Source organism: uncultured Planococcus sp. (assembly GCF_947501725.1).
GTDB lineage: Bacteria > Bacillota > Bacilli > Bacillales_A > Planococcaceae > Planococcus > Planococcus donghaensis_C.
On record NZ_CANMXD010000009.1, the window covers coordinates 145,961 to 172,659 of the forward strand.

At 46.0% G+C, this 26,699-nt stretch carries 27 protein-coding genes and 1 riboswitch; of the genes, 9 read left to right on the forward strand and 18 right to left on the reverse strand.

Annotation, left to right across the window (positions count from 1 at the left end; translation table 11 throughout):
• Nucleotides 1–30: 30 nt before the first annotated feature.
• The 4 genes from Q0785_RS14150 to Q0785_RS14165 form a co-directional block, all read right to left on the reverse strand.
• Entirely contained in the window at nt 31–1,044 is a 1,014-nt protein-coding gene (locus Q0785_RS14150) for a mannonate dehydratase (protein WP_298830970.1), read from the reverse strand.
• A gap of 157 nt (nt 1,045–1,201) precedes the next feature.
• On the reverse strand, nt 1,202–2,203 hold the full coding sequence (locus Q0785_RS14155) for a tripartite tricarboxylate transporter substrate binding protein (RefSeq protein ID WP_298830975.1): 1,002 nt from the start codon (nt 2,201–2,203) through the stop codon (nt 1,202–1,204).
• A 68-nt stretch (nt 2,204–2,271) separates the two neighbouring features.
• Nucleotides 2,272–3,771 carry a tripartite tricarboxylate transporter permease gene (locus Q0785_RS14160; protein WP_298830978.1) on the reverse strand — a complete coding sequence of 500 codons (1,500 nt, stop codon included), beginning with the start codon at nt 3,769–3,771 and terminating at the stop codon, nt 2,272–2,274.
• 12 nt (nt 3,772–3,783) lie between these two features.
• Nucleotides 3,784–4,284, reverse strand: a complete 501-nt coding sequence (locus tag Q0785_RS14165) for a tripartite tricarboxylate transporter TctB family protein (RefSeq protein WP_298830981.1) — start codon at nt 4,282–4,284, stop codon at nt 3,784–3,786.
• Nucleotides 4,285–5,048: 764 nt separating this feature from the next.
• Between Q0785_RS14165 and Q0785_RS14170 the strand changes: the two genes are divergently transcribed.
• Complete coding sequence (locus tag Q0785_RS14170) at nt 5,049–7,418, forward strand: DUF4084 domain-containing protein (protein ID WP_298830982.1); 2,370 nt, start codon at nt 5,049–5,051, stop codon at nt 7,416–7,418.
• An 83-nt stretch (nt 7,419–7,501) separates the two neighbouring features.
• Here the strand turns inward: Q0785_RS14170 and Q0785_RS14175 are convergent, their stop codons facing one another.
• The 7 genes from Q0785_RS14175 to Q0785_RS14205 all read right to left on the reverse strand — a co-directional run bounded on the left by Q0785_RS14175 (nt 7,502) and on the right by Q0785_RS14205 (nt 13,795).
• Nucleotides 7,502–8,107 (reverse strand): flavin reductase family protein, encoded by a 606-nt coding sequence (locus tag Q0785_RS14175; RefSeq protein WP_298830985.1) that lies wholly within the window; start codon nt 8,105–8,107, stop codon nt 7,502–7,504.
• A gap of 467 nt (nt 8,108–8,574) precedes the next feature.
• Complete coding sequence (locus Q0785_RS14180) at nt 8,575–9,180, reverse strand: NADPH-dependent FMN reductase (protein ID WP_223636627.1); 606 nt, start codon at nt 9,178–9,180, stop codon at nt 8,575–8,577.
• Between the two features lie 15 nt (nt 9,181–9,195).
• The gene (locus Q0785_RS14185; protein ID WP_298830989.1) at nt 9,196–10,179 is read right to left on the reverse strand and encodes a ring-cleaving dioxygenase; all 984 of its coding nucleotides are present in this window, start codon (nt 10,177–10,179) and stop codon (nt 9,196–9,198) included.
• 68 nt (nt 10,180–10,247) lie between these two features.
• Nucleotides 10,248–10,682: a MarR family transcriptional regulator gene (locus Q0785_RS14190; RefSeq protein ID WP_298830992.1), complete on the reverse strand. Its 435-nt coding sequence runs from the start codon at nt 10,680–10,682 to the stop codon at nt 10,248–10,250.
• A 232-nt stretch (nt 10,683–10,914) separates the two neighbouring features.
• Nucleotides 10,915–11,253: a metalloregulator ArsR/SmtB family transcription factor gene (locus tag Q0785_RS14195; RefSeq protein ID WP_298830995.1), complete on the reverse strand. Its 339-nt coding sequence runs from the start codon at nt 11,251–11,253 to the stop codon at nt 10,915–10,917.
• A 14-nt stretch (nt 11,254–11,267) separates the two neighbouring features.
• On the reverse strand, nt 11,268–13,040 hold the full coding sequence (locus Q0785_RS14200; RefSeq protein WP_298830998.1) for a SulP family inorganic anion transporter: 1,773 nt from the start codon (nt 13,038–13,040) through the stop codon (nt 11,268–11,270).
• 191 nt (nt 13,041–13,231) lie between these two features.
• Nucleotides 13,232–13,795: an NAD(P)H-dependent oxidoreductase gene (locus tag Q0785_RS14205; RefSeq protein ID WP_298831001.1), complete on the reverse strand. Its 564-nt coding sequence runs from the start codon at nt 13,793–13,795 to the stop codon at nt 13,232–13,234.
• 282 nt (nt 13,796–14,077) lie between these two features.
• Here Q0785_RS14205 and hxlA point away from each other — a divergent pair, with 282 nt between their 5' ends.
• From hxlA to Q0785_RS14230, 5 genes are all read left to right on the forward strand, one after another.
• Nucleotides 14,078–14,719 carry a 3-hexulose-6-phosphate synthase gene (gene hxlA / locus Q0785_RS14210; RefSeq protein ID WP_223636618.1) on the forward strand — a complete coding sequence of 214 codons (642 nt, stop codon included), beginning with the start codon at nt 14,078–14,080 and terminating at the stop codon, nt 14,717–14,719.
• A 1-nt stretch (nt 14,720) separates the two neighbouring features.
• Nucleotides 14,721–15,275 (forward strand): 6-phospho-3-hexuloisomerase, encoded by a 555-nt coding sequence (gene hxlB, locus Q0785_RS14215; protein WP_298831008.1) that lies wholly within the window; start codon nt 14,721–14,723, stop codon nt 15,273–15,275.
• 182 nt (nt 15,276–15,457) lie between these two features.
• Nucleotides 15,458–16,078 (forward strand): cyclase family protein, encoded by a 621-nt coding sequence (locus Q0785_RS14220; protein WP_298831011.1) that lies wholly within the window; start codon nt 15,458–15,460, stop codon nt 16,076–16,078.
• Between the two features lie 44 nt (nt 16,079–16,122).
• On the forward strand, nt 16,123–16,983 hold the full coding sequence (locus tag Q0785_RS14225; RefSeq protein ID WP_298831014.1) for a Cof-type HAD-IIB family hydrolase: 861 nt from the start codon (nt 16,123–16,125) through the stop codon (nt 16,981–16,983).
• The gene (locus Q0785_RS14230; protein ID WP_298831017.1) at nt 16,955–17,308 is read left to right on the forward strand and encodes a winged helix-turn-helix transcriptional regulator; all 354 of its coding nucleotides are present in this window, start codon (nt 16,955–16,957) and stop codon (nt 17,306–17,308) included. The genes Q0785_RS14225 and Q0785_RS14230 overlap by 29 nt, the downstream gene beginning before the upstream one ends.
• 279 nt (nt 17,309–17,587) lie before the next feature.
• Here Q0785_RS14230 and Q0785_RS14235 read toward each other — a convergent pair whose 3' ends face one another.
• Nucleotides 17,588–18,547: a LacI family DNA-binding transcriptional regulator gene (locus Q0785_RS14235; RefSeq protein ID WP_298831020.1), complete on the reverse strand. Its 960-nt coding sequence runs from the start codon at nt 18,545–18,547 to the stop codon at nt 17,588–17,590.
• A 27-nt stretch (nt 18,548–18,574) separates the two neighbouring features.
• Nucleotides 18,575–19,135, reverse strand: a complete 561-nt coding sequence (locus Q0785_RS14240; RefSeq protein WP_298831023.1) for a TetR/AcrR family transcriptional regulator — start codon at nt 19,133–19,135, stop codon at nt 18,575–18,577.
• Nucleotides 19,136–19,304: 169 nt separating this feature from the next.
• On the opposite strand from Q0785_RS14240, the gene Q0785_RS14245 reads away from it, so the two are divergent.
• Both Q0785_RS14245 and Q0785_RS14250 read left to right on the forward strand, forming a co-directional pair.
• Nucleotides 19,305–20,231 carry a DsbA family protein gene (locus tag Q0785_RS14245; RefSeq protein ID WP_298831026.1) on the forward strand — a complete coding sequence of 309 codons (927 nt, stop codon included), beginning with the start codon at nt 19,305–19,307 and terminating at the stop codon, nt 20,229–20,231.
• Between the two features lie 12 nt (nt 20,232–20,243).
• Nucleotides 20,244–20,552 (forward strand): monooxygenase, encoded by a 309-nt coding sequence (locus tag Q0785_RS14250; protein ID WP_223636600.1) that lies wholly within the window; start codon nt 20,244–20,246, stop codon nt 20,550–20,552.
• A gap of 77 nt (nt 20,553–20,629) precedes the next feature.
• Here Q0785_RS14250 and bluB read toward each other — a convergent pair whose 3' ends face one another.
• Together bluB and cobT are read right to left on the reverse strand one after the other, a co-directional pair.
• The gene (bluB, locus tag Q0785_RS14255) at nt 20,630–21,271 is read right to left on the reverse strand and encodes a 5,6-dimethylbenzimidazole synthase (protein ID WP_223636597.1); all 642 of its coding nucleotides are present in this window, start codon (nt 21,269–21,271) and stop codon (nt 20,630–20,632) included.
• Nucleotides 21,272–21,340: 69 nt separating this feature from the next.
• A complete protein-coding gene (gene cobT / locus Q0785_RS14260) occupies nt 21,341–22,390 on the reverse strand; it encodes a nicotinate-nucleotide--dimethylbenzimidazole phosphoribosyltransferase (protein ID WP_298831034.1) in 1,050 nt (349 codons plus the stop codon).
• A gap of 85 nt (nt 22,391–22,475) precedes the next feature.
• Nucleotides 22,476–22,652, reverse strand: a riboswitch (cobalamin riboswitch).
• Nucleotides 22,653–22,999: 347 nt separating this feature from the next.
• Between cobT and Q0785_RS14265 the strand changes: the two genes are divergently transcribed.
• Complete coding sequence (locus Q0785_RS14265) at nt 23,000–23,341, forward strand: hypothetical protein (protein ID WP_298831037.1); 342 nt, start codon at nt 23,000–23,002, stop codon at nt 23,339–23,341.
• 110 nt (nt 23,342–23,451) lie between these two features.
• On the opposite strand, the gene Q0785_RS14270 is transcribed toward Q0785_RS14265, so the two are convergent.
• From Q0785_RS14270 to Q0785_RS14280, 3 genes are all read right to left on the reverse strand, one after another.
• A complete protein-coding gene (locus tag Q0785_RS14270) occupies nt 23,452–24,384 on the reverse strand; it encodes a glycine betaine ABC transporter substrate-binding protein (protein WP_298831040.1) in 933 nt (310 codons plus the stop codon).
• A 62-nt stretch (nt 24,385–24,446) separates the two neighbouring features.
• A complete protein-coding gene (locus Q0785_RS14275; RefSeq protein WP_298831043.1) occupies nt 24,447–25,307 on the reverse strand; it encodes a proline/glycine betaine ABC transporter permease in 861 nt (286 codons plus the stop codon).
• Nucleotides 25,300–26,499 carry a glycine betaine/L-proline ABC transporter ATP-binding protein gene (locus Q0785_RS14280; protein WP_298831046.1) on the reverse strand — a complete coding sequence of 400 codons (1,200 nt, stop codon included), beginning with the start codon at nt 26,497–26,499 and terminating at the stop codon, nt 25,300–25,302. Before Q0785_RS14280 ends, Q0785_RS14275 begins: the two co-directional genes overlap by 8 nt.
• Nucleotides 26,500–26,699: the final 200 nt, after the last annotated feature.

Genomic DNA, 26,699 nt, shown 5'->3' on the forward strand with positions numbered 1-26,699 from the left:
TCCTCTAATTTATGTAAAGTTATATTTCTTTTAGCCTTCAAACTCTGTCATGGCCGCAAACAAAGCTTTGATATAGCCGACAGAATATGCAAACCCAAGACTGGATTTCTTCCAACCAATATTCGAATATTGCCAGCGTGTGTCCAGATCCGGCTGATCTCCTGCCATTGTAGGGACATGGTCAGGATTGATGCAGCCGTCATAGCCCACTTTCTTCAATTCCAGCAATAGTTTGAACATGTTCATATCACCGTCATCCAACAAGGCTTCTTCAAAGGCCCCAGCAGTCGGCAAACTGCCTCTGACATTCCGGAAGTGGACCAGGAAAATTCTGCCCTTGCGGCCGAAGTGATTGATTTCATCCAGCACCAATGAAGAACCACCTGCTTCCGCGCGTGTCCCGATACAATAAACCAATCCGACGTTCTTATTTGGAAAATCGTCGATTAGACGATGCAGGCCGATACCGCCGAATGGTGAATCAGGATGCGGGGTATCTGACGGGTGCATGGCTATTTTCACACCATTTTCCTGTGCAGTCGGAACTAATTCCTTATAAGCTGTCTGAACGTTGCCCCACCAGGATTCCAATTCTTCCAATGTAGGAGTCGACTGCTTTTCTTTCAGCAACCCAAGGCTCTCGCCACGTGAAATCGCCCCGCCACGCTGCACTGCTTTATAATTCCTTGAAAGTCCGTAAAAAACATCGCCTTCAAAACGTTGTCTGACAATATCAATTTTCGCTTGTCCAAATACTTTTACTGCATTAACGGAGTTTTCGAGCTGCCGTTCACTTCCTGGGCGGTTCAGCATAAAGTCATCGGTCATATTCGGCAAGGTCACTCTGTTGATGTCCATTCCATATGATCGGATTCGTCTTTGCAGTTTCAATAATTCATCCAGATCCGGAAATCCTTGTTCACTGACACCGGCAAAAGAGCCGCCAGCACCAAAATCAACACAATCCACCCCAAGTTGGGACATTTGCTGCAAATCCATATCACTTAAATCTGTAGTATTTACTGTTACAGAAACTTTCATCATTTATAAAATCACCTCTTCAGCATTTTTTTTACTATTGTTAAGCCAATAATTTATGGCAGCAACTCTTGGAAGCATCCAGTTATGCACGAATAGTTCTCAAAGTTGCTGCCACCATTTGTTAATATCCAAGCTTATCAATGTTCCATTATTGAATTATTTATTGTTCCGAGTTGTCATAAGCCTCTTGATAGCTGGCATTGATTTCTTCTAATTTTGCATTTGTTGCTTCTTGGTCCAAGAAAGTAGGCGACAACCAAGAATCTTCGATTTCCTGTTGATACTCTTCATTCGTCACGACATTTTCCATAGCATTAGAGAATTTCTCTACATATGCATCTGGAGTTTCCGGATCGAAGCCCCAATAGAAGATTTTGTCGATGACGATATCAACGCCTTCCTCTTTGAACGTTGGAACATCAGGAGCTCCTTCAAGGCGTTCTTCTGCCATAACTCCCAGTGGAACCATATCCCCGGATTCGATATATCCGCTTACTAAACCAAGGGAAGTTGGCACAATGTCCACACGCCCTCCAAGAAGAGCTGCAATTTTATCGGCTGCTCCACCGATGTCTACGATATTAAATTCAACACCAGTCTGTTCCTGGAATTGAAGTGTCTGAATATAAGTCATGGAACCGATCTCAGTCGCCATCGTCACTTCTCCAGGATTAGCCTTTGCATATTCAATCAAAGAAGGAATGTCTTGGAATTTAGAATCTGGAGACGTAAGAAACGTGTTAGATTGGTCCAATACTCCCACACCCGCCATTTTAAATTCATCATATGTGTAATCGGTCAATCCAAAAACATTATTCAATAGCATAGAGTTATGGAACGCAAGAACCGTTTGTCCGTCAGGCTTCGCATCCAAAACTGTTTGTGTTCCTGTTGCTCCACCTGAACCGGTGACATTCGATACTACAATATTTGTATCAAGTTCTTTTTCCAAATATTTAGCCATGATCCGTGTATTTAAATCCGTATCGCCACCTGCTCCAGCCGGTACAACCACTGTAATCGGCCCTGATGGATAATCTGCAGCAGGATCGTTGCCTGCATTCGCGTCTTCGCTTGCTCCATCCCCACCACAAGCTCCCAGGAATAAAATCGATGTTGCCAGAACCGAACCGAACAAAGTCTTCTTTAATACACTCTTCATCTAACTTCCCCCTTTTTTTTATTTCAACGGGTCTGAGCCCATTAAAAACGACATCATTGGTAATGCACTTAAACGTTTAAAACACTGGTGCCTTTCTTCTTCTTGTGATTACTGTAAATTGCGAAGACTACTGAAGCTGCTGCAACCAACAGGAACGCTGCTGCAATGGGTGAAGTCAAGAATGGCATGAAATCACCTTGTGAAAGCATCAATCCTCTGCGTAAATTCGTCTCCAGCAATGGCCCTAAGATAAAGCCAAGAACAAGCGGCGTTAAAGGAAAACCAAATTTGATCATTAAATAGCCTAAAACTCCGAAGAACAACAAAGCACCTACATCAAACAATCTATTGTTGACACCGAAAGCTCCTACTACACAAAGCGCGAGAATGATCGGGTATAGGATATGCTGTGGAATACTCAACAAACGAATAAAGCCTTTCATCCCCATAAACAGGAAAAGAATCATGAAGACGTTCGCAATTAGAAGTGCTGCAAAAATTCCGTACACTACATCACCACTGTTTTGCATAAGCAACGGCCCCGGTTGCAAGCCGTGCAACACCAAGCCACCTAAGAGCATAGCTGTTACTGTATCGCCGGGAATCCCTAGAGAGATAAGCGGAACAAGCGCTCCTCCGACTGCTGCATTATTCGAAGATTCAGAAGCAACGACTCCTGCCGGATTGCCTTTTCCAAACTCCTCAGGCTTTTTAGAAGAACTTTTTGCTGCAACATAGGCGATAATGTTTGACGTCCCTCCACCGATGCCCGGCAAAATCCCGATTCCTAGTCCAATGAGGCTTGACCGTAAAAAGTTCCACCCTTGGGCTATATATTCTTTTATGCTCACTTTGTAATTCACTTTAGAAAGTTTTGCATTCAAGCCTTTTTTTACTTTCTTTTCAGCCGATATAAAAATTTCCGATAAGGCGAACAATCCGATTAAAACAGGAAGCAAGTTAAATCCAGCGTTCATATCGGTGAAACCATATGTAAAGCGCGGAAATGCATCAATGGGAGCCGCCCCCACCATGGCAAAAGAAATTCCAAGCAATCCAGCCATAATTCCTTTCGGCAGAGAATCTCCTGAAAGACTGGCAATCAAGGTCAAGGAAAAAATAACAATGGCAAAAAATTCAAACGGTCCAAATTGCAAAGCCACTCTCCCTAATGGAGGTGCTATCATAATCAGGACGATAATACTGAGAAGCCCACCTAAGAAAGAAGAAACGATGGCATAATTGAACGCTTTTCCTGCTTCGCCATTTTGTGCCATTGGATACCCATCAAAAGTTGTAGCGATTGAAGAGGGAGTGCCTGGCAGCTTCAATAGAATAGCTGGGATTAGCCCACCCGAAACGCCGCCGATGTATAAGCCCATTAAGAGAGACATTCCTGCGATTGGATCCATACCGTATGTAATGGGCAGGCAGATGGCGACAGCCATCGTGGCAGTCAATCCGGGTATGGACCCGAACACAAGTCCCAAAGCCACACCAGCTGCAATCAGCATGATAATTTGCAATGTCATAACGGACCCGAAGCCCGCAAATAGCATATCGAACATAGTTTATCCTCCTTAGCCAATGATTCCAGTTGGAAGCATGACGTAAAATACATTGCGGAAAAGGTAATAGATTGTTGCGGATGTAACAATGGAGATTAGAAGGAAGAGCCAAATCTTCCGATGGGTGATATGACTTAATATCAACATCTGCAAGAAAATGTAGATGACTGTCATAATCAAGAAACCGATATAAGGCAACAGTATTACGTAGCCGATCATCAACCCTAAACTTATCAGCACAGGTTTGTAACTTCTTTTTTCAGTTACAATCAATTCTTCTTTATGTTGTTCCGGCGAGTTTTTCTCTTCAGGAATGACTTTACTTTTTCTGAACCCACCCACAGCGATGACGACGCTGAAAATGGCCATTACTATCGCAATAATTTGAGGCATAAAGGCCGGCCCTACAAGACTCGTAGTTAAAGCTTCAAAACTGTAAGCAGTAAAAAACATGATAACGCTTACAACCAAAAGAAAAATCCCGGAAAAGACATCTTCGTACTTTGCCACCATACTGTTCCCCCTCAACATACTGTAGATTTAAAATATTCTGATTGTTAATATATTTTATTGTAAGACAATATAGATTGACTGTCAACAAAGTATTTAAATTTTCTTACTTTAATAATTAATCTTCGAGTAACAGTGAAAGCTGTAGATCTTTGAAAAATACTTCTTCTATAGAAGAGATGTGCTTCATGAACCAACGAACAAGGAGTAAAGCATTAGAAAAGCTTGAGAGGATTATCCAGCTATGACTATGGGCTATCTCAAGAAATCTGGCTGAGCGGAGATCAAAACTGAGATTGAGATTATGAGGGCACCGGTATAAAGTATCGACTTTTTTACACTAAGGGAAAAGCAGCAATAGTTGTTTATCTATCTTCTATATACCTTAATCAGCCAAGTCCACCTTCTACTGTTAAGGAGACTGGTGATGTCAGCTCCACCTTCATCCATCTAGAAAACTACTTCACACTAATCAAATTAGCATGTTAAATAATTGAAACCTTATGGAGGAGTCAGTTTTTCTTCTTTCCTTACTCTATATAATCTAACTAACAAAAAACTCATAGTCTATTCGACTATTTATTTTATAAATATTGGTTAATAGTTTCCATTAAATTGTTATTATCTGTAATATCCCTATTTCTTTTCTTCCTCAACTTCTTTATAATAAAATAAATAACAATAAATTCTTTAAATTCAGAATTTTTATGTAAATATTTTCTATTTTAAACGAGGTGGAATCCATCACTCTTTCGAATATAAAAAAATTGTTTGCTGTCTATATCTTCTTCCATATCTCCATCTACTATGCCTGGACTTTGTTCAATGAGAGCAATGACTATATTCACCTGCTGGGGATCATCCTTATTTCCTGGCTGGCTCCTCTCGTTGCCGGAATCGCTCTGTACATTGTTCATTTAAAAATCCATAACCCCGACCGTTATTTCTGGCTGCTCTGTTCGCTGGGGTGCTTCAGCTATGCAATCGCTCAAGGGATCTGGTTCTACAGCCATAGTATTGCCCGTGTAGAAGCGCCCTATATGGGATGGGCAGACCTGTTTTACCTACTCCAAATCCTTCTTTATCTAGCGGCGTTCACTTATCAGCTCTGGCGGAAAAAAGAGAATGCCCATCAAATCAAGTTTCTTTTTGACATGGGCATCATCGTTGCTGTATTTACGGCCCTCAGCTGGCATTATCTGATCCAGCCCCTGTTCTCGTCAGGTTCTGCATCTCCCCTGCTGCTTGCTGCCTCAGTTGGTTATCCGATTGGAGATTTACTATTGCTGTTCGCTGCTGTCAGCTTCTATCTCGGCTCCGCCTACTTTTTTCAGAGCCGCGTACTGGCACTGATTGTCGCTGGTTTGATTGTCCAGGTTTTTGCGGATACCGCTTATCTCCTCTCGATGATTGCGGGCAGCTATAATGCAGGAACGCTTTATGATCCCTTATGGTCTCTTGGCCTGCTGATGACGGCACTTGCCGGTCTGTATGCCTTGGAACCCCAAAATGAAGCTATTCCAACCGCAGCTTCTGCCCAAGCCGATGGCCGGATCTCCCTGCGCATGCTGCTTCCTTATTTCAGCATGGTGCTGCTGTTCATCGTCATGATTTTCGAGCAAAAGAATGATATGAACGGCTTGATTGCCGGAGCTGGCGTGTCGGTTATTTTGATCATCACCAGACAGGTCTTCACGCTGCAGGACAACCGGAAATTATTGGCTCGCTACCATGAACTGACTTCTGTACTTGAGGAGAAAATCGAACAACGAACGGTCGAGGTCACTTCCAAGAACGAACAATTGAAAAAAGCCGTACGGCAGATGAAGCATATGGCCTATCACGATGTGCTGAGCGGCTTGCCGAACAGAAGGTTGTTTCTGGAAAAACTTGAAGCCGCGATATCGGCGGCAAAACTGAATTCACGGAAAGTTGCTGTCGTTTTCATCGATTTGGATCGCTTCAAAAACATCAATGATACGTTCGGCCATGAATTCGGGGATTTATTGCTGCAGGGATTTTCCCAAAAAATCACAGGCAACCTGCGCTCAAACGATACCGTTTCACGGCAGGGCGGCGATGAGTTCACGTTGATTTTGAACAATATCCAAGCTGAAACGGACATTGCGCCGATGATCCACAGACTGCAGTCCGCCCTGGCAACACCCCTGGTCATCAATGGCCAGGAGCTGCATATCTCGATGAGCATCGGCATCGCGATTTATCCGAAAGACGGAGAGACGACAGGGGAACTGCTGAAGCATGCCGACAGTGCCATGTACAGCGCAAAAGAAAAAGGAAAAAACAATTACCAGTTTTTTTCGGACGATATGGCTGTCACCGCCTCCCGAAAAATCGCACTTGAAAACGATCTGCGCCGCGCCCTTGCCAATGAAGAATTCATCCTGCATTACCAGCCGCAGATCCAGGCCGCAACCGGTGAAATCATTGGGATGGAAGCCCTGGTCCGCTGGCAGAATGCAGACGGAAAAATCATTTCTCCCGGAGAGTTCATTCCGCTGGCGGAAGAAACCCGGCTGATTCTTCCCATCGGCGAGTGGGTCCTCTATACGGCCTGCAGGCAGGCGAAGAAATGGCATGATACGGGACATTCCCAGTTGAAGCTTGCTGTAAATTTGTCTCCTCTCCAATTTCTGCATGACGATTTGATGGACACGGTGCGGCTGGCTCTTGAAAAGACCGGCTTTCCAGCTGCTTCTTTAGAGCTGGAAATTACGGAAGGCGTCGCGGTTGATGATGCCGAAAAGGCGATTTCTCGAATGCTGACTCTGAGGAAGTTGGGCGTGCGGATTGCCATTGATGATTTCGGCACCGGCTATTCGTCGCTGAACTATCTGAAACGGTTCCCGCTCAATAACCTGAAAATCGCCCAGCCGTTCGTTCAGGACATGGCCACCAACCCTCACGACAAAGCACTTGTCGAAGCTATGATTTTCATCGCCCACCGCCTCGACATGTCCGTCGTCGCAGAAGGCGTAGAAACCGGTGAACAATTGGCATTGCTGAAAGAGATGAACTGTGATGAAATCCAGGGCTACTTCTTCAGCAGACCACTCACTGCCGAAAAATTTTCAGCTCTTCTTGCGAACGGGCTGCCTTCTATAAAATTGGTTTAGATAGTTTTCTGCAAATACACAGATTAAAAAAAGAAGAAAAGGCGCTTGTCAGAAAGCGCCTTTTCTTCTTTTTCTCTATTTCTCTATTTCGGACGCTCCATTGAAAAGATCTCCCCGATGGCGGCGTAGTTCGTCCCTGCGAGCCGGCTGACTGCGTCCAGCCCTCTCGGGTCGATGCGGCCGTTTTCATAAATAGCTTCATCTACATGGAAGCGGACAATCTTGCCGATGAACAAATCGCTGCCGGGGCCGTCGCCGCCCAGTGGAACAGACTCCACCAACCGGCATTCCATGCGGATCTTCGATTCTTTGACACCCGGAACCGAAATCACTTCACTCGGCACCTGTGTCAACCCGACCAGGTCCACTTCACTTTCAGAAGGCGGCAAGGAAGCCGCAGTCTCATTGATTTTGCCGACATTGTCACGGTCCACGATATGCACCACAAATTCACCGTTGCCGTAAATGTTGCGTGCCGTATCCTTCCGCTCCCCCGTCGGCCGCTGAATCGATAAAGAGACCATCGGCGGGTTGGAGGAGACGATATTGAAATAGCTGAACGGCGCTCCGTTGAGGACTCCCGACTCCGACTGTGTCGTGACGAACGCGATGGGACGCGGGATGACCGAGCCGATCAGCAGCTTATAGTTGTCCCGCTCTTTGTTTTGTTCCGGATCAATTGAAATCATCCATACCTGCCCCTTTACTGATGGAATGTGTTGAATTACTATTTTTCGTTTGTCGATATTCCGCAAATCAGCTCCGCTTTCCTACGGGCTTGCGCCGAACTAACTCGGGCTAAACGCCCGAGTGGATTTCGGCACGGCGCTATCCCGCGGGAGTCTCCGCTGATTTGCTACATATCTTTATATTCTTATCAAACAGAGAAAAAATAACTCCTCGCTTAGTACTGAGAAAATTGTTTAGCGCCGCGCTTCCACGACCTAATCGAAGCAAGAAGACTGGTACTCTTTGCTGCGTGAGCAAATGAGCAATCGTCTTTGCTCTATCCGAAGCAGTCAAAACATTGTATAAAAGTCAATTTTCCAGTTCCATATATACCTTATCCATTCCCTCTACTTCTCCATTGTAGCCAAAAAAATAACAGAATGTGCGGGTGTTCCTGCACATTCTGTTATTGGGATTGAAAATCGGATTAGCGGATTGTTTTCAATGCTGTTGACCACGGGATGACCTGGTCCAGCATTTGGTTCACAGAATCTGCCTGGACTGGCGCAGCTTTCAGTTCCGCACCGTTTTCGAAGTCTGTGAACAGGGACAATGCAGGGTGGACACGTACGTCCGCTACAGACAGTTCGCCCAGGATGCCGCGCAAGTGTTCTGCCGCACGCGCTCCGCCGACTGAACCGTAGGATACGATGCCTGCCGCTTTGTTGTTCCATTCCACACGCAGGTAATCCAGTGCGTTCTTCAATGATCCGGTGATCGAGTGGTTGTATTCCTGTGCGATGAAGACGAAGCCGTCTTGAGCTGCCACAGCTTCAGACCAAGCGCCTGCACCTGATGCGTCTCCGCCATTTTCGCCTAAAAGCGGTAATTTATAGTCCGCGATGTCGATGATCGTATAGTTCGCGTCTCCGCGTTTGTCTGCCAATTCCTTGACCCAGTTCCCTACCTGCGGGCTTAAACGCCCTTCGCGTGTTGATCCTAAGATGATGCCGATGTTCAATTTTGTCATTGTTGTTTCCTCCTCTGGTTGGTTTTCTTGCGATGTTCCGAATAATCTACTGAAAATGCTCATCTAATTTCCTCCTGTTTACAGATATTCTTTTTCGATCGTGCGCGTGCTGCGTACGGTGTCGATCGGGCGTACCAGTTTCTCGATCTGATCACGTTTCGGCTCGAGGAATGGCGGCAAGGATAAGTTTTCTCCTAAGGTTTCGTAAGGCTCATCGCCCATGAAGCCCGGTCCGTCTGTTGCCCATTCGAACAGGATGCCTTGTGCTACTCGTACATACAGCGACTCGAAGAAGAAACGGTCGACATAGCCGGATGTACTGAAGCCAAGATTTTGCATGCGGTCGATCCATTCCTGCAATACGCTGGTATCCGCTACACGGAAGGCTGCATGGTGAACCGTTCCGAAGCCTTGGCGTCCCTCTGGCAGTAATTTATTGTGCTCGACGATCACCTGCGCGCCGTTGCCGCCTTCGCCTACTTCGAATAAATAGAAGGAACCTTCTTTTGCGACTTGGCGCATCAGCATGGCTTTTTCCAATACTTCCTTGAAATAATCGAATTCCGCGATACGGATATGGATCGGCCCAAGCCCGGTAATGGCGAACTCCAATGGAACCGGTCCGTTCTGCCATGGCGTACCTGATGCTACGCCTTCGTTGTTTTCGTCCGATACCAGCATGTACTGCTGATCATCGAAATCGACGAACGAGAGGGTTTTCTTGCCGAATACATCCTGAATACCTTTATGCTTCACGTCGTATTTATCGAAACGCTTGACCCAGTAAGCAAGTGCATCGTCTGTCGGTACACGGAACGCCGTTTTGTAGATTTCGTTGGTTCCGTGGGTGCCTTTCGGGATGTTCGGGAAATCGAAGAAGGTCATATCGGTTCCGGCCGAACCTTTGTCATCAGCGAAGAATAGGTGATAGGTCTGGATATCGTCCTGGTTCACGGTTTTCTTGACCAGGCGCATGCCCAGTACATACGTGAAAAATTCGTAGTTTTTTTCAGCGCTGCTCGTAATGGCTGTTACGTGGTGCATTCCTCTTAATTCGTTCATCAGTATCTCTCCTCAGCTAGTAGTTGTATAATTATTATCTCGATTCCGAGATATAGGATTAAAAAAATTTAAACGTCCTGTGATCGATAACCGATTTTCTTGACGGTTCTAATCATTTCTTCTATTTCCTGCTGTTCCATTCCTTGAAATGCCTGATTGATCACTTGTTCATGTTTCGGAAAAATCTCATCCATCAATCGCTGTCCGCTATCTGTCAGTTCTGCGAAGGTTACGCGCCGATCTTCCGGACATGCCTTGCGGATGACGTAGTTTTTCGTTTCCAACTTATCAACAACATAAGTGATGCTGCTGCTGGCAATCAAGACTTTTTTGCCGATCAGCTGAATCGGCTGTTGTCCTCGGTGGTACAGCAATTCCATTACCGAAAACTCGGTCGGATTCAATCCGTACTGCGCAACATCCGTTTTAATCAATTCATGGAGAGCGTCAGTTGCTCGAACCAATACGGTCAATGCTTTCAAGTTGAGATTTGGCATAGCCATTCGATTCACCTCATTTATCTTGAATTAATTTATCTTTAATTCGAGATAATCATAACATGGGTATTTCCAAGAGTCAACTGTTCGGTTTAAATTCACTGATTATCCATAGAAGATGCATCTATATAGATAGATTCTTCGAACTCTACACCTTAGGTCAGCAACAAAAAAAGGAGAAGGGGCAGTGATCTCCCCATTCTCCTTTAAACAAGCTGTCGTTCCAGGTTGCTGTCTTTTATTCTGCTTTGTTCGTGTAATTGAGCCGATCCAATATCGTGATGGTTTCCGATAGCTGGTTATAGAAGATTTTCTTGGCTACATCCAATAATTCAACGATCATCGGATCCCGCAAAGAGTAGATGACCCGGTTCCCTTCCTTGCTCCCCGTGACGATATTCTTCGATCTTAGGACCGTCAGCTGTTGGGATACGGCCGAACCTTCGCTGTCAGCCAGCTGCTGGATTTCGTTGACACTTTTATCCCCTTCAGCCAAAATTTCAAGAATCCGAATCCGAAGCGGATGTGCCAGTGCTTTAAAAAATTCAGATTTGAATTGCTGCATTTCCATATCCAAAATAGTTTCCTCCTCTATAGCTGTTTCAGGATTTCCTTTTGATCTATTGCTGCCTGCCGGTAATCGCTTCCAGCGGAAAGAGCCGCACATTCCCTGAAGGCAAAATGCTGGCATCCCAGGCACTTGTTTTTGTCGAGTTGCTCTAAGGCAAAGTTGATGGCTTCACCGGTATGTTCAAAGAAATGCTCTTCTCCAGTATAGTCATACAATCCGGTTTTTTTCATCACACTTATCGGATGCGGTTTCATGCCCGAAATCAGGACGATGCCATGCTTCGAAAAATCTTTGATGATGCTGGCCAAATAGGATTCTCCTGTTGTATCCATAAACGGCACTTTTCCCATCCTTAATAACAGCACTTTCGGCTTGTAATTGATGGTGTTCATAATGGATTGCTCGAACGCTTGGGCAGAACCGAAGAACAAAGGCCCTTCTACGTTGTAGATGCTGATTTGCGGACAATCATGGATATCCGTCACCATATGGCCCCCCACTTTTTCGTCTTTGTGGTTCGGGTCCGGCAGCACTTTGGCTGTCACCAGAAGCTCACTCATTTGTTTGGTGAATAAGATGACGGCAAATAACAAACCGACTTGCACAGCGACGGTAAGGCTGACGAAAACGGTCAATAGAAAAGTGGCAAGCAGTACGAGGGAATCTGCCGTTCTGGTTTTCAGCAGGCTCATGAATGTATGCCGTTCACTCATATTCCAGGCGACAATCATCAATACAGGCGCCATGCTGGCCAATGGAATCGTCGACGCATACGGAGCAAAAAGGAGCAATACCAAGAGAACGACCACACCGTGGATGATTCCTGAAAACGGGGAAACGGCTCCGTTTTTTATATTGGTGGCGGTTCTGGCGATGGCGCCGGTAGCAGGGATGCCGCCGAACAAAGGGGTGATCATGTTCGCGATCCCTTGCCCCATCAGCTCCCGGTTGCTGTTATGCTTTTTGCCGCCGGTCATGCCATCCGCAACAACTGCCGATAAGAGGGATTCAATCCCACCCAGCATCGCGATGACAAACGCCGGTCCGATCAGCAGCTGGATTCGTTCGAAAGTGATTTCTGGAAAACGGAAGTCGGGAAGGCGATTTGAAATTTCCCCGAAAGTTGAACCGATCGTCGCCACTTGGCCCGGGAAAAAGGCAGTCGCAACTACAGCGGAAACCAATAGACCAATCAAAGGACCAGGAACTTTCGGTAAAATCTTAGGAGTCAGGATGACCGTAACCAAACAGACGACAGCTGTTAAAATACTGTATACATTAATCGTTTCGATGTTGAGGAAGATTTCTTTTACATTCGCAAGGAAGGATTCGTGCTTTTCCACGCCGGTCAATCCCAGGAAGTTCGCCACCTGGCCTGCAAAAATAATGACCGCAATTCCGGAGGTAAACCCGACTGTGACCGGCCGCGGGATATATTTGATCAATGACCCCAGTTTAAAGATGCCCATGAGGAGCAGGATGATGCCGGCCATGAATCCTGCCAGCAATAGACTTTCATATCCATAGGCGATGACAATCGCAAACAGGACCGGGATAAACGCACCGGTAGGGCCGCCGATCTGAAATTTAGAGCCGCCGAATAGCGAAATCAAAATACCTGCAATGATGGTCGTATAGATCCCGTATTCCGGATTGACTCCGGAAGCGATGGCAAAAGCCATTCCCAATGGAATCGCGATAACCCCCACGACAATGCCTGATAAGAGGTCTTTTTTAAAGCTTTGGAATGAATAGCCTGCATATCTTCCGCTGAATATCGACTTCTTCTCCATATTGAGGACCTTCTTTATTATTTTATAGTATATCTGATTATTTGAATATTGATTAAATCAAATATATACCTCCTAAAACCGAATGTCAAATTCCCGGGAATTTCAGTCGCCTCTTTTTTTAAGCAAAAAAGAAAGAGAAATCCGAAAATCCGGACTCCTCTTTCCTATTAGGTACAGCAAAAGTTATTTTCTTATTTATTCCGAAGTGGCTCGAACGCATTGGTCCAGGCATTGACCTGATCAAGCAATGTCGTAACGGCGCCTTCATGCACATCCGCCGGCTTGAACTCACTCATGTCCACGAAATCAGTGAACAGGGACATCGCCGGATGGCTTCTGACGGAAGCTACCTGCAGCTCAGCCAAGATGACGCGCAAAGCTTCAGCCGCCCGAACCCCGCCTGCAGAACCGTAAGATACGATGCCTGCCGCTTTGTTATTCCATTCCACGTATAGATAATCGATGGCATTTTTCAACGCGGATGTTACGCCGTGATTGTATTCCGGACAAATGAAGACATAGCCATCAAGCTCTGAAATCTTCTGGGACCACGGAATCGCTTCAGGTGTTTGGTAATCCTGGCTATAGGCTGCCGAAATCGGCTCTGCATACATCGGCAAATTATAATCCTTCAAATCTACAATTTCATATTCCGCATCTCCACGTTTGTCCGCAATGCTTTTGACCCATTCCGCGACCTGTATGCTATTGCGTCCCGGACGTGTGCTTCCTGTGATGATACCAATCTTTGTCATGAATAACTTCCTCCTCAATTTGTGATCAATTCTTAGCTCTGTGAACCTTCACTCCTTGATGCCCTTTCATCATAAGGGAAAAATCCCTCAGTTTCAAACGAAATGTCCGAATACTCTTTTAAATGGATCTGGCTTGTAATTCCCTCTGCCTTTGGTCTATTTCAATGGCGACAGTATACTTTTTGTCAGTATGTGCGATTAAAGTGCGTACTTCACACGATTGACGGCAGGCCTTACACTGAGCGTGACCCAAAAATAAGAATCCGAGGAGAATACCCATAGATGAAATTACAATTGGCTTTAGATTTAGTAGATATTCCACAAGCAATCGAACTGGTTAAAGAAGTGGAGGCATTTATCGATATCGTTGAAATCGGTACGCCTGTCATCAACAAAGAAGGCTTGAAAGCCGTTTCAGAAATGAAAGCAGCATTCCCGAACCTGGAAGTGCTGGCAGACGTAAAAATCATGGACGCTGCTGCTTATGAAGTATCCAATGCAGTTGCTGCAGGGGCTGACATCGTCACGATCCTGGCACAGGCAGAAGATTCATCAATCAAAGGCGCAGTTGAAGAAGCCAAGAAACAAGGCAAAAAAATCCTGGTTGATATGATTGCAGTCAAAGACATCAAAACACGTGCGGCAGAGTTAGACCTTCTTGGAGCTGATTACATCTGCGTCCATACGGGCTATGATCTTCAGGCAGAAGGCAAAGATTCGTTCGAAGACTTGCGCACCATCAAAAGCGTTGTAAAAAATGCACGTACAGCTATTGCAGGCGGCATCAAATTGGAGACATTGCCTGAAGTGATTAAAGCACAACCTGACTTGATCATCGTCGGCGGCGGCATCACAAGCAAAGAAGACAAAGGTGCAGAAGCTGCGAAGATCCAAGAGCTGATCAAAGAAAGCGTAACAGCGTAACATGAACACCATAGGCTTTACCGATGAAATACTGGCTGAACTGAAACTGACCTTCGCTCGCATTGATGATGAACAAGCTGAAAAACTGGTGACCGGCATTCTGCAGGCCAAAAAAGTTTTTGTTGCAGGCGGCGGCCGCTCCGGCTTTATGGCGAAAGCTTTCGTTATGCGCATGATGCATGTGGGATTGGATGCATATGTAGTTGGGGAAACGGTGACCCCGAATTTAGAAGCCGATGATATTTTCATTGTCGGTTCCGGTTCCGGCGAAACCCAAAGCCTTGCAGCGATGACGAAAAAAGCGAAAACCATCGGTGCAACGGTCGTGGCCATCACGACAAATCCAGATTCTACGATCGGCAGCCTTAGCGACATCCAGATCGAGATTCCTGCCCAAGCGAAAGCAGACGGCACGAGCGGCAAGTCCATTCAACCGATGGGCTCCCTGTTCGAGCAATCGCTTCTGCTTTTCTACGATGCAGTGATTCTGAGATTCATGGACAAAAAAGGGCTGAACTCCGACACCATGTATGGCAGACACGCCAATCTAGAGTGAAATCCAATAAGCCTGAGCCTGAAGTGATCAGGTTCAGGCTTATTTTTATTGTTCCTCCCGAATGAAGAACTTGCACTGCGATGGATGGCCCCTGAATTCAAGCGTTCTCACTGGACAGCTGGATAAATAACATGCCAAGCTGGACATACAACAAACTCCGCAGCAACGGAAGGGTTGATGAGATGAAAATGTATGACGTAACAGGGGCAATTTTTGAAGGCATGGCTGTCTATAAGGACAAACCGGAAAAACAGCCGAAAATGAATCCGAAGACAAGCGGTGAAGTCACTGAAACGCAATTGGAGATGAACGTCCATACCGGGACCCATATCGACGCTCCCCGCCATATGCTCGTGGATGGAGAAACATTCGAGTCGATCTCTTTGGACAAACTCGTCGGTACATGCCAAGTATTGGATTTGACTGGTGTGGAAAATGGGATTTCAAAAGCGGATCTGAAAAGATTCCACATTCAAAAAGACGATTTTATTTTATTGAAGACGAAAAACTCATTTGACGAAGAGTTCAATTTCGATTTTGTTTACCTTACGGAAGACGGCGCAAACTATCTGGCTGAGCTGGGGATTCGAGGAGTGGGGACAGACGCACTTGGAATCGAAAGAAGCCAGGAAAACCACCCGACGCATAAGGCCTTGTTTGCCAGTGATATCATCATCGTAGAAGGGTTGCGTCTGAAAGAAGTTCAGCAAGGCGATTATTTCATGGTGGCAGCGCCATTAAAATTGATAGGAACAGACGCCGCCCCTGCCAGGGTTCTGCTGTTCGACGAACTGAATTTTTAAACGCTTCAAAAGAGGGACAACTAGAAACTTCAAGGAGAGAGCCTATGTATAAAATGATTGCGATCGATCTTGACGGCACACTGCTCACTGATGAGCTGACCATTTCATCCGATACTGCGGCAGCCATCCAAAAAGCGATCCGAATGGGAACCGTGGTAACGATTGCGACGGGAAGGATGTTTTCATCCGCAAAACTGATTGCTGAGCAGTTGGGGATCCATGCACCGCTGATCACCTATCAAGGCGCCATGATCAGAGTCGCAGGCGAAGCGGAGGCACTGTATGAACGCCCGGTCTCACCTGACATCGCAGAAAAACTGATTATGATCGCCCGTGAAAAAAACATCCACCTGCAAGTCTACCAGGACGACATTCTATACGGTGATGCGGAAACGGATAAGCTGATTGCCTATGCTGAAGCTGTTCAAGTTCCGTATACTGTAGAACCCGACCTGATCGGACTGGCTAAAAAAGGATTTACGAAATTGCTCTTTATCGACGAGCCGGACGTTTTGGCTCCCCTGCAACAGGAATTGCAGGTGTTATTCGGAGAGTCCGCCTATATCGCCAAATCAAAAAGAACTTACCTGGAAGTGACCCATCCCGAAGCCAATAAAGGAAGCGCCCTTTTGTTCCTGGCCAACGAGCTTGGAATCGACCGTTCAGAAATCATCGGCATCGGCGATAACCACAACGATTCCGAACTTTTGAAGGCCGCCGGTTTCGGCATCGCCATGGGAAATGCGGTACAGGAAGTGAAGGAACTAGCTGATTACACCTCTTTCACAAACAACGATGAAGGGGTGCTTCATGCCATCGATAAGTTTATTTTAGACCCGGCAAATGTCGCCGCAACTCAGGAAGGAAGAGAAGAACATGCCCAACTTGGGAGAAAAAAGCTTTAACTGTGAAAAGGAACTGACCCTTTCGATCATCGGCGGAAAGTGGAAGATGCTGATCCTGTGGCATTTAGGCAAAGAAGGAACAAAACGGTTCGGTGAACTGAAAAACCTGATGCCCGGCATCACCCAACGCATGCTAGTGACTCAGTTGCGGGAACTGGAAGAACATTTGATTGTGCACCGCGAAATCTATCCGGTCGTCCCTCCTAAAGTGGAATATTCACTAACAGACCAGGGACGAAGCCTTATTCCGATTCTTGACTCGATGTACGAATGGGGCAAGGATTATATGGAGCATAATTTGGATACGAAAGTCGAAAGCAGCTGAAATTTATAAACGAAACAAGGCGGAGTGCATTAACATGCAATCCGCCTTGTTTATTTGAGTTTCAGTTGGAACAATAACGAAAGAGTTAGTGGGATTCCCTTGACCTGAGAACGTTATCATACTTTATGCTGAAAGTGTAAAGCAGCTTTTGATGATTTTCAGCAGTTTCAAGAAGCCTTTTGTGAGTGTAACCCGTTTCGGGGCATGATCACATGGTCCTTCTTGTGTAAGCTGTCGATCGGTCAGGCTGCTTTTTTCCGATTTCATCACCGGGTGACTTTAAACAGTCATTCTTTCGATCAAGTGAACGGAAACTTCTTTATGTGACACCGTATCCGCCAAGGTCTGTCCGAAAAGAAGCTGCCCGATGGAATTCAACGGAATCCCGATGGTGGTAATATTCATGGCTTTGGCGATCGGGTGGTTATCAAATCCGATAATCGCCAAATCATCCGGAATGGCGATACCGTACTTGGAACTGGCGATCACGATGCCAGCCGCCACTTGATCGCTCGTCGCAAGCAGAGCCGTCGGGCGCCGCTGCAGACGCGAAAACCGGTCTAATATGCGCTCCCCATCTTCCAGGTAAAGGCAATCCTTAACCATGTACTCTTCATGATAAGGCAGCCTTTTCAACTCCAGAAAATCCCGGTAAGCCTGTTCCCTTTGTCTGCTGTTTGTTCCGTCGGATCGATTGATGGAGAATCCGATCTCCCGGTGCCCCTTCTCATACAAATAAGTTAACGCATCCATAAAACATGCGTAATGATCGACATAGGTGTAACTCAACGGTGTATTCCCGCCGTTTTCGAATAATACGATCATTCCGTATTGGCGATAGCGCTCTATCGTATCCAGTGAAACTTTTCTCGAACAAATGATGAGACTGTCGATTTGCTTGAGCTTCAACATCTCTAATGCTTCCATTTCCTGACCTTCATGATAACCGGTCTGATAAAGGACCAGTTTATAGTGATGACTTGCAGCCGCCAGTGAGATGCCTTGGATCAATTGCGAAAAATACGGATGATCCACTATCGGCAAAACGATGCCCACCAGGTTGGTTTTGCCTTTTTTCAAATTGATGGCATTGATATTTTGGATATATCCAGTTTCTTCGATGGCTCTTTTGACAGCCTCCACTTTTTCCTTCTTCACATATGGATGGTTATTCAACACACGTGAAACAGTGGCGACAGATACGCCCGCTATTCTGGCAACGTCTCGGATACTTGCCACTCCATCGCCTCCTTATTTCCGGTTCCCTTATATATTAAAATGAATGCCATGCTCGATATAAGGGACAGCTGCTTTAATGTATTCCTCCGGAGAGACTTGGCTATTTCTAGTCCATTCCACTGACGCTCCGTAGATTCCCCAGCTCAGCATAACTGCCACTGTTTTAAGGGCTCTCTCTTCCTTATCCTCATTTTTTCGCACCAACATTTTATAGAACAGGACTTCAAGCTGTTCCCGTATGATCCGCGCGATGGTATCTTCGTATCCTCTGTGGCACCGGTTGGACAGGGACTTCTGGAAATTGGTGACCGCTTCGAAGATTTTGGCGAATGTTTCTTCCGTGAGTTCGTCGTTCCGGTAATTTTCCACATCCAAATTAATCAATAAAACTTCCGATAAGGCCTTCTCCAACAGATCGTAGATATCTTCGAAATGATAATAGAACGTCGCCCGATTAATCATGGCTTCAGCCGTTATGTCTTTTACCGTAATGTCCTTGAATTCTTTTCCTTCCGAAAGTGCGATGAAGGAATCCATGATCAATTTGCGGGTCCGGATCACACGGGGATCCGTCTTGATTTCTGCCATTTCGCTGCCACTCCTTTTCCGACAATTTCCTGAATGTGTTGCATAAGCGACACATCCCCGGAACTATTGGTGTTGATTGTTTTCATTATGGCTTAAGATCGAATTGTAAAGCAAATAAGCTACCCAAAAACGCTCAGTTAGAGCCAGTTTAACAAGAGGAGGAACTAGAATGAAAAACAATATGATGTGTGATATCGAAACAGGCATCTGCGGAGTTGCGGAAGAAGAGGAAACAGGGCTGATCGATTTCAATAAACCTAAGAAATCGGTTACGCTTTACTACGTAACAGACCCGATCTGCTCCCATTGCTGGGCTATTGAACCAGTGCTTCGCCGTTTCACAGAGCAATATGGTGAGCATTTCAACTTCCAGACCGTAATGGGCGGGTTGCTGGAAAAATGGCATGATGGACCGATCGATCCGGCAAACGGCATCTACAAGCCAGCCGATGTCGCAGGCCATTGGAGAGAAGTCGGTGATCATTCAAGGATGCCGATCGACGGCACATTGATGATCGACAATCCCGTACAGTCGTCTTATCCCCCTTCACGAGTCTTTAAAGTGATTCAGGAAAACCACAACGACACCAGAGCCAATGAATACCTGCGCCGTGCAAGAGAAGCGCTCTTCGCATTCAACCAAAACATTTCAGAACCGTCTGTTATGATCGAGATCGTCAACAACATGGGACTCGACGGTGAAGCCATCGTCAAACAAGCCGAACTGCCAGCCGGACAACAAGCGTTAAACGAGGACTTCGCTCTCGCCAGAAGTCTGGGTGCCAGAGGCTTTCCATCCATCATTATGGTCAATGAAGAAAACAAAGGCATAAAACTTGTCGGCGGCCGCCCATTCGAATCCTATGTGGATGGCTTGAAGCAAGTGCTGAATCAGGACGAACTGCAAGCAAAGCCTCAACCCGCGCTTTCGCAGTTGTTGGAAAAAGAACAATTGCTTTTTTCCAAGGAAATCGAAGTCATGTACGATGTGGAGCTGACAGAAGTGAACTCGTTTATTGAAAAGGAACTTTCACCAGGTTATTATCAAGCAAATGAAATTTTAGGCGAAGCCTATTTCACATTGATTAAAAAATGAGGAGGAAACAAGATGGCGTATATCCTACAAGTGGATTTTGAGATGAATGGCCCTTTCGGAGACGAGATGGCTAAGGCATTTTCCGAACTGGCAACAAGCATCAACAATGAAAAGGGCTTTATCTGGAAAATCTGGACCGAAAGCCCGGAAACCAAAGAAGCCGGCGGAATTTACCTTTTCGAGACAAAAGGCGCGGCGGAAAAATATGTGAAGATGCACACTGAACGGTTAGCGGGCTTTGGCATATCACCGGTACATGCAAAGATTTTCGAAGTCAATTCTGCATTGACGGAAATCAATAAAGGTCCGGTCAAGCAGTAAAAGAACCACACCAAATGAAAAAGGGCAGGAGACGCTGATGAACCCATCGCGTCTCCTGCCCTTTTCATTTAGAAACTCTATTTTCCATTCCATTTATCTTCGAAAACCAGGTTTTCCAACGAACGCCTTTTTTCCCATCCCGCTGTTTCCAGAATTGGCTCGTCGGGATAATCTTCGGTATAGCCAAGCGAAAGTAAGGCGATCGGGTCGATATGCGGCGGGATGTCCAGAATATCCCGGACATCATTTTTCTTGTAGAAGCTTACCCATCCCATCGCCAATCCTTCTGCACAGGCAACCAACCACATATTTTGAATGGCGCAGGCAGTTGATAACGCATCTGTTTCGGGGATGGAATTGCGTCCCAGGACATGTGAGCCGCCGCGTGTAGGATCACATGTCACACAAATCGTCACCGGCGCTTGTTTCAACCCTTCAACTTTCAGATCAAGGAATTTGTTTTCCTTCTCCCCTTCATAATGGATGGCCAGTGCCCGCCGCTCCTTGTCTGCGGCCCAAGCCAATTTTTCTTTTGTTTCGGGCGAAGACACTAAGATGAAGTTCCATGGCTGCATAAACCCTACAGACGGCGCATGGTGAGCCGCATCCAGGATATTGGCGATCAGCTCCTCCGGAATGGCTGTCGGCAAAAAGGTTCGAATATCTCTTCTATTGTAAATCGCTTTATATACGCCTTCTTTTTCTTCTCTCGTAAACATCGATTCATCCTTTCAGCATCTCGTCATCACTTGTTGTCACTGGAATGAATATCCTATGGTTCCGTTACATCAAATTTCAAGGCCCACTTCAGAAAAGGTGGCCATCTCTCTCATCATGTTACAGGCTGCTTCTACGAGCGGGAATGCTAAAGCGGCGCCCGATCCTTCACCCAAACACATATCCATGTGCAGCAGCGGTCTGATGCCCAGCAGTTCACTGGCTCTTTTGCCGCCCGGTTCGGCACTTGCATGTGAAGGGATCAAGTAATCTTTCACTTTCGGCTCAATCGCAACAGCGAGCAGCGCCGCAATCGTGGAAATATAGCCGTCCAGCACAACCGGCACACGGTTGGCTGCCGCACCGATCATGACACCTGCCATTCCTCCGATTTCCAGGCCGCCGACTTTAGCAAGGACATCAATCGCATCGCGCTTATCCGGATTGTTGACCTCAATCGCCGTCTTGATGACCCTCACTTTATGTGAAATTCCGCCATTGCCGACCCCTGCCCCGTTGCCGGTAATCTCCTCAGGTGGAATGTCCCCCAGAACAGACAGAATCGCCGTGCTCGGTGTCGTATTGCCGATGCCCATTTCGCCGGTTCCCAGGATGCGGGCGCCGTTTCTAATTTCGGCTTCAGCAATTTCTATTCCCACTTCGAGCGACCCGATTGCTTCTTCTATGGTCATTGCAGGCCCTGTCGCGATATTGCCTGCGCCTTGCTTAATCTTCCGGTCAATCACTCCGGCATCACTTGGAAAGTCCCCTTTTACCCCGATATCCACGGTGACGATTTTCGCACCGGCCGGCTTCGCTAATACACCGACTCCGGTTATGCCTTTTGCGATGAACATCGTCTGTGCAAACGTCACCTCTTGTGGATTGGAAGAAACCCCTTCCTCATACACGCCATGATCAGCAGCCATCACCACAATCGCCTTTTGATCCACCACAGGATACAGTTCTCCATATATTCCCGCCAGCTGTACAGCCAGGTCTTCCAGTCTTCCCAGACTATGCGGCGGCTTGATGAGACTGTCCACCCGACTCTGTGCCATGTCCATCATTTCCAGATCCAAGCCCTCAATACGTCCAATCGTTTGCTTCAATAAATCCATCTTTTTCTTCTCCCTTCTATACTAAAAAGAAAAAGCCTTCAGTTTATTTGCGCGAACAAATAAACTAAAGACTTTTCCATGGTCTATAAGCAGAAAGTAAGCAGGCAGGTCTCCTGGCTCCGGATCGTCATTTCACAGGCCTTCCCAGACAAAAGTCCAGTGGCTATTTCCATAAAACTCCCCGTTACAGTGGCGGGACCGCTGAAGATTTCCACTTCATTCCCTATTCTCCCCGAAGGGCACCTCTTACTGATATTATATTTATGTTTCATCAAGCTTACACTGGATAATCTTGGGCAGTCAAGCTCGATTTGAGAGTTGATCAACTGCGCTAAACTATTCACGCCTGCACTTCAATTCCCACGCCATGATCACGTACTTCCTTCTCTACAGAACGCTTGCATTCCCTCTGAGCGCCAGCCTTCTCAACTAGTAGACAAGGAAAATCCCCTTTTATATATATCCGAAATTTTCTGCTGTCGTTATACCGGAAGACATGAAACCAATTCTCCATATACGGTGTCCTTTTATACATAAGGCTGCCCTCCACAGATATAGTCATAGGGGTTGTATTATATAAAAAGAATGTTGCGGAAGAGGTGAAAAAAATTGAAAAGAAAGATGAGTTTGTTTCTAATTGCCTTACTGCTCTTTGCAGGGGGAACCTTCTATTACAACACGTTTTTTTCTTATGAGACCTCTGAAGATTATGCTGATTTTCCAATCCCTAAAAAAGCAGCATTAATTGAAAAAAATCAGGATTCCAGGAGTTATACTTGGAAAAAAGCCTCTGAAGAAAATGGCATTCCACTTAGTTATGAAATCGTTTTGAAACTGAGTGGTTGGGAAAAGCAAGAACGGGAAGGTGCATCAGTCTCCTATAGGAAAGGAGACAAACACATCGACGTGATTTCTCAAGCACAGCTGTTGACCCTCCGTAATATGGAATGATTTTAACCACTAGATAACAGCGAAAGACAGCCTGAAATAAATGAAACCCCGAATGGCGACACTTATTAAGTGCCTGCCATTCGGGGTTCAGTCTCTGCTATAAGAATTACTTATTCAGCTGGTGTTAAATCTTCGATTGAATCGATGTCCATATAAGCTGGAACGACAAATCCGATTTTAGCGCCTTCAAGGTTAACTCCAAGATCGACTACACTGTCGCCATAAGTTTCAAGCTGAGTGGCGTGGGTTCCCGGCAACCATGCCGCTACCATTCCGTCTGCTTGTCCTTCAGAAACAGCCTGCCACATAACTGCATTGTCAAGCGGCGTCAATGTTACTTCAAAGCCTTGGTCTTCCAAAACTTTTCCGACAACATTCGTTGAAACGACTTCTGTATCCCATTCCACGTAAGCCAACTCAATTTCTGTGCCGTCTACTGCTTCTGTACCGGCTGTCCATTCAGCAACTTTATCACTGTTTTCTTCTACCCATGCAGTTGTAACTTCTTTAACATCTGCGCCATTTGAAACTTCCAGCATGATGCTTTCGATATCAGCAGACTCCCATTGGAATTGATCAAGAATTGTGTAGGCTTCAGGTTTTTCTTCTTCTAAACCTTCACGTACCATTGTGTTGATCGTTTCAGCATCGCCGAATACGCCATTAGGATCTTCAAGGTATTTCAAATCATACTTCTGGAACTTCCAGTGCGGGCTCCAGCCCGTGACGATGATCGGTTCTTCGTTGTCGATCGCTTCGCCTAAAGCTGTAGCCATCGCGCCGCTTGAAGAAGTGACAACTTCCCAGCCTTCAAGACTTTCATACTCTTCTGTTGCTGCTTCAGATGCAGCAACTACGCCTGCGCCTGCTTCAATGCCTGTGATTTTATAACCTAACTCTTCACCGTAGTTCACGCCTTCAGAATCGGAACCTTCAGCAGTTCCTGTGTCTGAACTTTCTTCGTCATTTCCGCACGCTGCTACAACAAGTGTCAGCATAAGTACGAACATAAGCCCTAAATGTTTCCATTGTAATTTGAACATAAAATAATCATTCTCCTTTTTCTTTAGAGTTTATTGGTACTTTTCTTTCAGGAATCCCAAACTTAGGTTTTCACTCTTTTTTGTCCGGTGAAACTTTGCGTAAACCGGTCGATGATGATTGCCAAAATAACAATCCCCAAACCGGCTACAAATCCGGTTCCTACATCAGCACGCTGCAAGGAAGAAAGGACTTCCCTGCCGAGACCCGGTGCACCGATCATCGATGCGATAACGACCATCGACAGCGACAGCATAACCGTTTGGTTGATGCCGGCCATGATCGTTGGTTTAGCCATCGGCAATTCCACTTTAAAGAGCTTTTGTGAACCGGTGCTGCCGAAAGCTTCAGAAGCTTCCACCAATTCTTTTGAGACTTGCCGTATTCCGAGGTTCGTAAAACGAACAGTCGGAGGAGTGGCGAAAATCAGTGAGGCGAAAATGCCGGGAACCATTCCGATGCTGAAAAATGCCACAGCCGGTATTAAGTAAACGAACGCCGGCATGGTCTGCATAAAGTCCAGAACAGGGGTAATGATGTTTTCTGCTGTTTTGCTTTTCGACATCAGGATGCCGATCGGAACTCCCAGAATGATCGACAAGAGACTTGCGACAAGAACCAATGTAAACGACAGCATCAATTCTTCCCACAGCCCTTGATTCCAGACCAGCAATAATCCGACTAGAGAAAATGCAGCCAATCCAAATCGTTTTCCACTGATGAAGAATGCCAGTATCGCGACGATCAGAATCACAATCGGCGGCGGAACTGCAGCAAGTACATCTGCAAAGTTTTCCAAGCCGTCCGCGAATTCATTTTTAAGAGGATCGAACAGGAAAACGAACGTATCTGATATCCAATCCGTGAAATCCGAGACTAGCGAAGCCAACGGAAGTTCCGGGATGTTGTCCATAAAATTAAGCATGGTCGCGATTCACCTCGCTTTGTCCAGCAAGCGCGGAAATGACGGCGCCGCGTACGATGATGCCGAGCAGTTTGCCGTCTTCCACAACCGGAATCGGAACAGGGGAATTATGGCTGATTTCAAAAATCGCATTCATCAAAGTGTCTTTTGTGACAGTCGGTGCATCCGTCTTCAGGATATCCAGAAGACTTTTCACTTCAGCTTTGAATGCAACGGAAGCGTCATCGGCTGTTACATAACCTTTCAGGTTCCGCTTGCTATCTGTTACATAAATGCTCGAGATGCCTTCTTCTTTCATTCTTTCCAAAGCGACACGCGGGCCGTGCTTGTCGATGTTGATCGTTTCAGGACGTTTCATGATATTGAACGCAGTCAATACTTTCGAGCGGTCGACATCCTGAACGAACTTTTTAACATAATCATTTGCCGGGTTCACCAAGATTTCTTCCGGTGTACCGACCTGTACGATAGAGCCGTCTTTCATCAACGCAATCTTATCGCCGATGCGCAAGGCCTCGTCCAAATCATGCGTGATGAAAATGATGGTCTTCCGCATAGTTTCCTGCAGATCCAATAATTCATCCTGCATTTCTTTTCGGATCAATGGATCCAGTGCGGAGAATGCTTCGTCCATCAGCATGACTTCCGGGTCGTTCGCCAGCGCTCTGGCTAATCCGACACGCTGCTGCATGCCCCCTGAAAGCTGGGATGGCACTTGGTTTATGTATCCGCCCAAACCGACCATTTCCAAAGATTCTTTTGCTTTTTTATGTCTTTCCGCTTTATCGACCCCTTGGATTTCCAAGCCGTATGCGGCGTTATCCAAAACTGTCAGGTACGGGAAAAGAGCAAAGTTCTGAAACACCATACTCATTTTTGTGCGGCGCACTCTGCGCAGGTCTTTTTTGTCCATTGCTGCCAAGTTTTCACCATCTATAAATACTTTTCCTTCTGTTGGATCGATCAACCGGTTCAATAGACGAACCAAAGTCGATTTCCCGCTTCCGGAAAGCCCCATGATGACAAAAATCTCACCGGCCTCCACTGAAAACGAAGCGCGATTGACGCCTACTGTGCTGCCCGTCAACTTCAGGATTTCTTCTTTCGACTTTCCTTCGCTGAGCAATTTCAATGCTTGTTTGGTATTTTTACCGAATACTTTCGATAATCCTTCTACTTCAATAATTGACATATCTTGCTCACCTCTCTGCTATTCAATTTATTGCATGGATAGAAGAGCAGTTCATCGCATCTATTCATCTATCTTCCATAACAACTTTATCCATTCCATTACTAGGACTTTTGGAAACTCTGTCCTAATAAAAAAATGATTTATTACCTATTATTGCCACCGATTCAAATATCACTTGTCCTACTATACGCACAATTTCC

Bases quoted from the DNA above. Each gene is read 5' to 3' on its own strand.
- Q0785_RS14250 (WP_223636600.1), top strand. From the start codon at position 20,244: ATGGCGTATATCCTACAAGTGGATTTTGAGATGAATGGCCCTTTCGGA.
- Q0785_RS14275 (WP_298831043.1), bottom strand. From the start codon at position 25,307: ATGCTTAATTTTATGGACAACATCCCGGAACTTCCGTTGGCTTCGCTA.
- Q0785_RS14245 (WP_298831026.1), top strand. From the start codon at position 19,305: ATGAAAAACAATATGATGTGTGATATCGAAACAGGCATCTGCGGAGTT.
- Q0785_RS14230 (WP_298831017.1), top strand. From the start codon at position 16,955: ATGCCCAACTTGGGAGAAAAAAGCTTTAACTGTGAAAAGGAACTGACC.
- bluB (WP_223636597.1), bottom strand. From the start codon at position 21,271: ATGTTTACGAGAGAAGAAAAAGAAGGCGTATATAAAGCGATTTACAAT.
- Q0785_RS14280 (WP_298831046.1), bottom strand. From the start codon at position 26,499: ATGTCAATTATTGAAGTAGAAGGATTATCGAAAGTATTCGGTAAAAAT.
- Q0785_RS14180 (WP_223636627.1), bottom strand. From the start codon at position 9,180: ATGAGCATTTTCAGTAGATTATTCGGAACATCGCAAGAAAACCAACCA.
- Q0785_RS14225 (WP_298831014.1), top strand. From the start codon at position 16,123: ATGTATAAAATGATTGCGATCGATCTTGACGGCACACTGCTCACTGAT.
- Q0785_RS14240 (WP_298831023.1), bottom strand. From the start codon at position 19,135: ATGGCAGAAATCAAGACGGATCCCCGTGTGATCCGGACCCGCAAATTG.
- Q0785_RS14165 (WP_298830981.1), bottom strand. From the start codon at position 4,284: ATGGTGGCAAAGTACGAAGATGTCTTTTCCGGGATTTTTCTTTTGGTT.
- Q0785_RS14160 (WP_298830978.1), bottom strand. From the start codon at position 3,771: ATGTTCGATATGCTATTTGCGGGCTTCGGGTCCGTTATGACATTGCAA.
- Q0785_RS14155 (WP_298830975.1), bottom strand. From the start codon at position 2,203: ATGAAGAGTGTATTAAAGAAGACTTTGTTCGGTTCGGTTCTGGCAACA.
- Q0785_RS14200 (WP_298830998.1), bottom strand. From the start codon at position 13,040: ATGGAGAAGAAGTCGATATTCAGCGGAAGATATGCAGGCTATTCATTC.
- Q0785_RS14190 (WP_298830992.1), bottom strand. From the start codon at position 10,682: ATGGCTATGCCAAATCTCAACTTGAAAGCATTGACCGTATTGGTTCGA.
- hxlA (WP_223636618.1), top strand. From the start codon at position 14,078: ATGAAATTACAATTGGCTTTAGATTTAGTAGATATTCCACAAGCAATC.
- Q0785_RS14185 (WP_298830989.1), bottom strand. From the start codon at position 10,179: ATGAACGAATTAAGAGGAATGCACCACGTAACAGCCATTACGAGCAGC.
- Q0785_RS14175 (WP_298830985.1), bottom strand. From the start codon at position 8,107: ATGATTTCAATTGATCCGGAACAAAACAAAGAGCGGGACAACTATAAG.
- Q0785_RS14270 (WP_298831040.1), bottom strand. From the start codon at position 24,384: ATGTTCAAATTACAATGGAAACATTTAGGGCTTATGTTCGTACTTATG.
- hxlB (WP_298831008.1), top strand. From the start codon at position 14,721: ATGAACACCATAGGCTTTACCGATGAAATACTGGCTGAACTGAAACTG.
- cobT (WP_298831034.1), bottom strand. From the start codon at position 22,390: ATGGATTTATTGAAGCAAACGATTGGACGTATTGAGGGCTTGGATCTG.
- Q0785_RS14205 (WP_298831001.1), bottom strand. From the start codon at position 13,795: ATGACAAAGATTGGTATCATCACAGGAAGCACACGTCCGGGACGCAAT.
- Q0785_RS14150 (WP_298830970.1), bottom strand. From the start codon at position 1,044: ATGATGAAAGTTTCTGTAACAGTAAATACTACAGATTTAAGTGATATG.
- Q0785_RS14220 (WP_298831011.1), top strand. From the start codon at position 15,458: ATGAAAATGTATGACGTAACAGGGGCAATTTTTGAAGGCATGGCTGTC.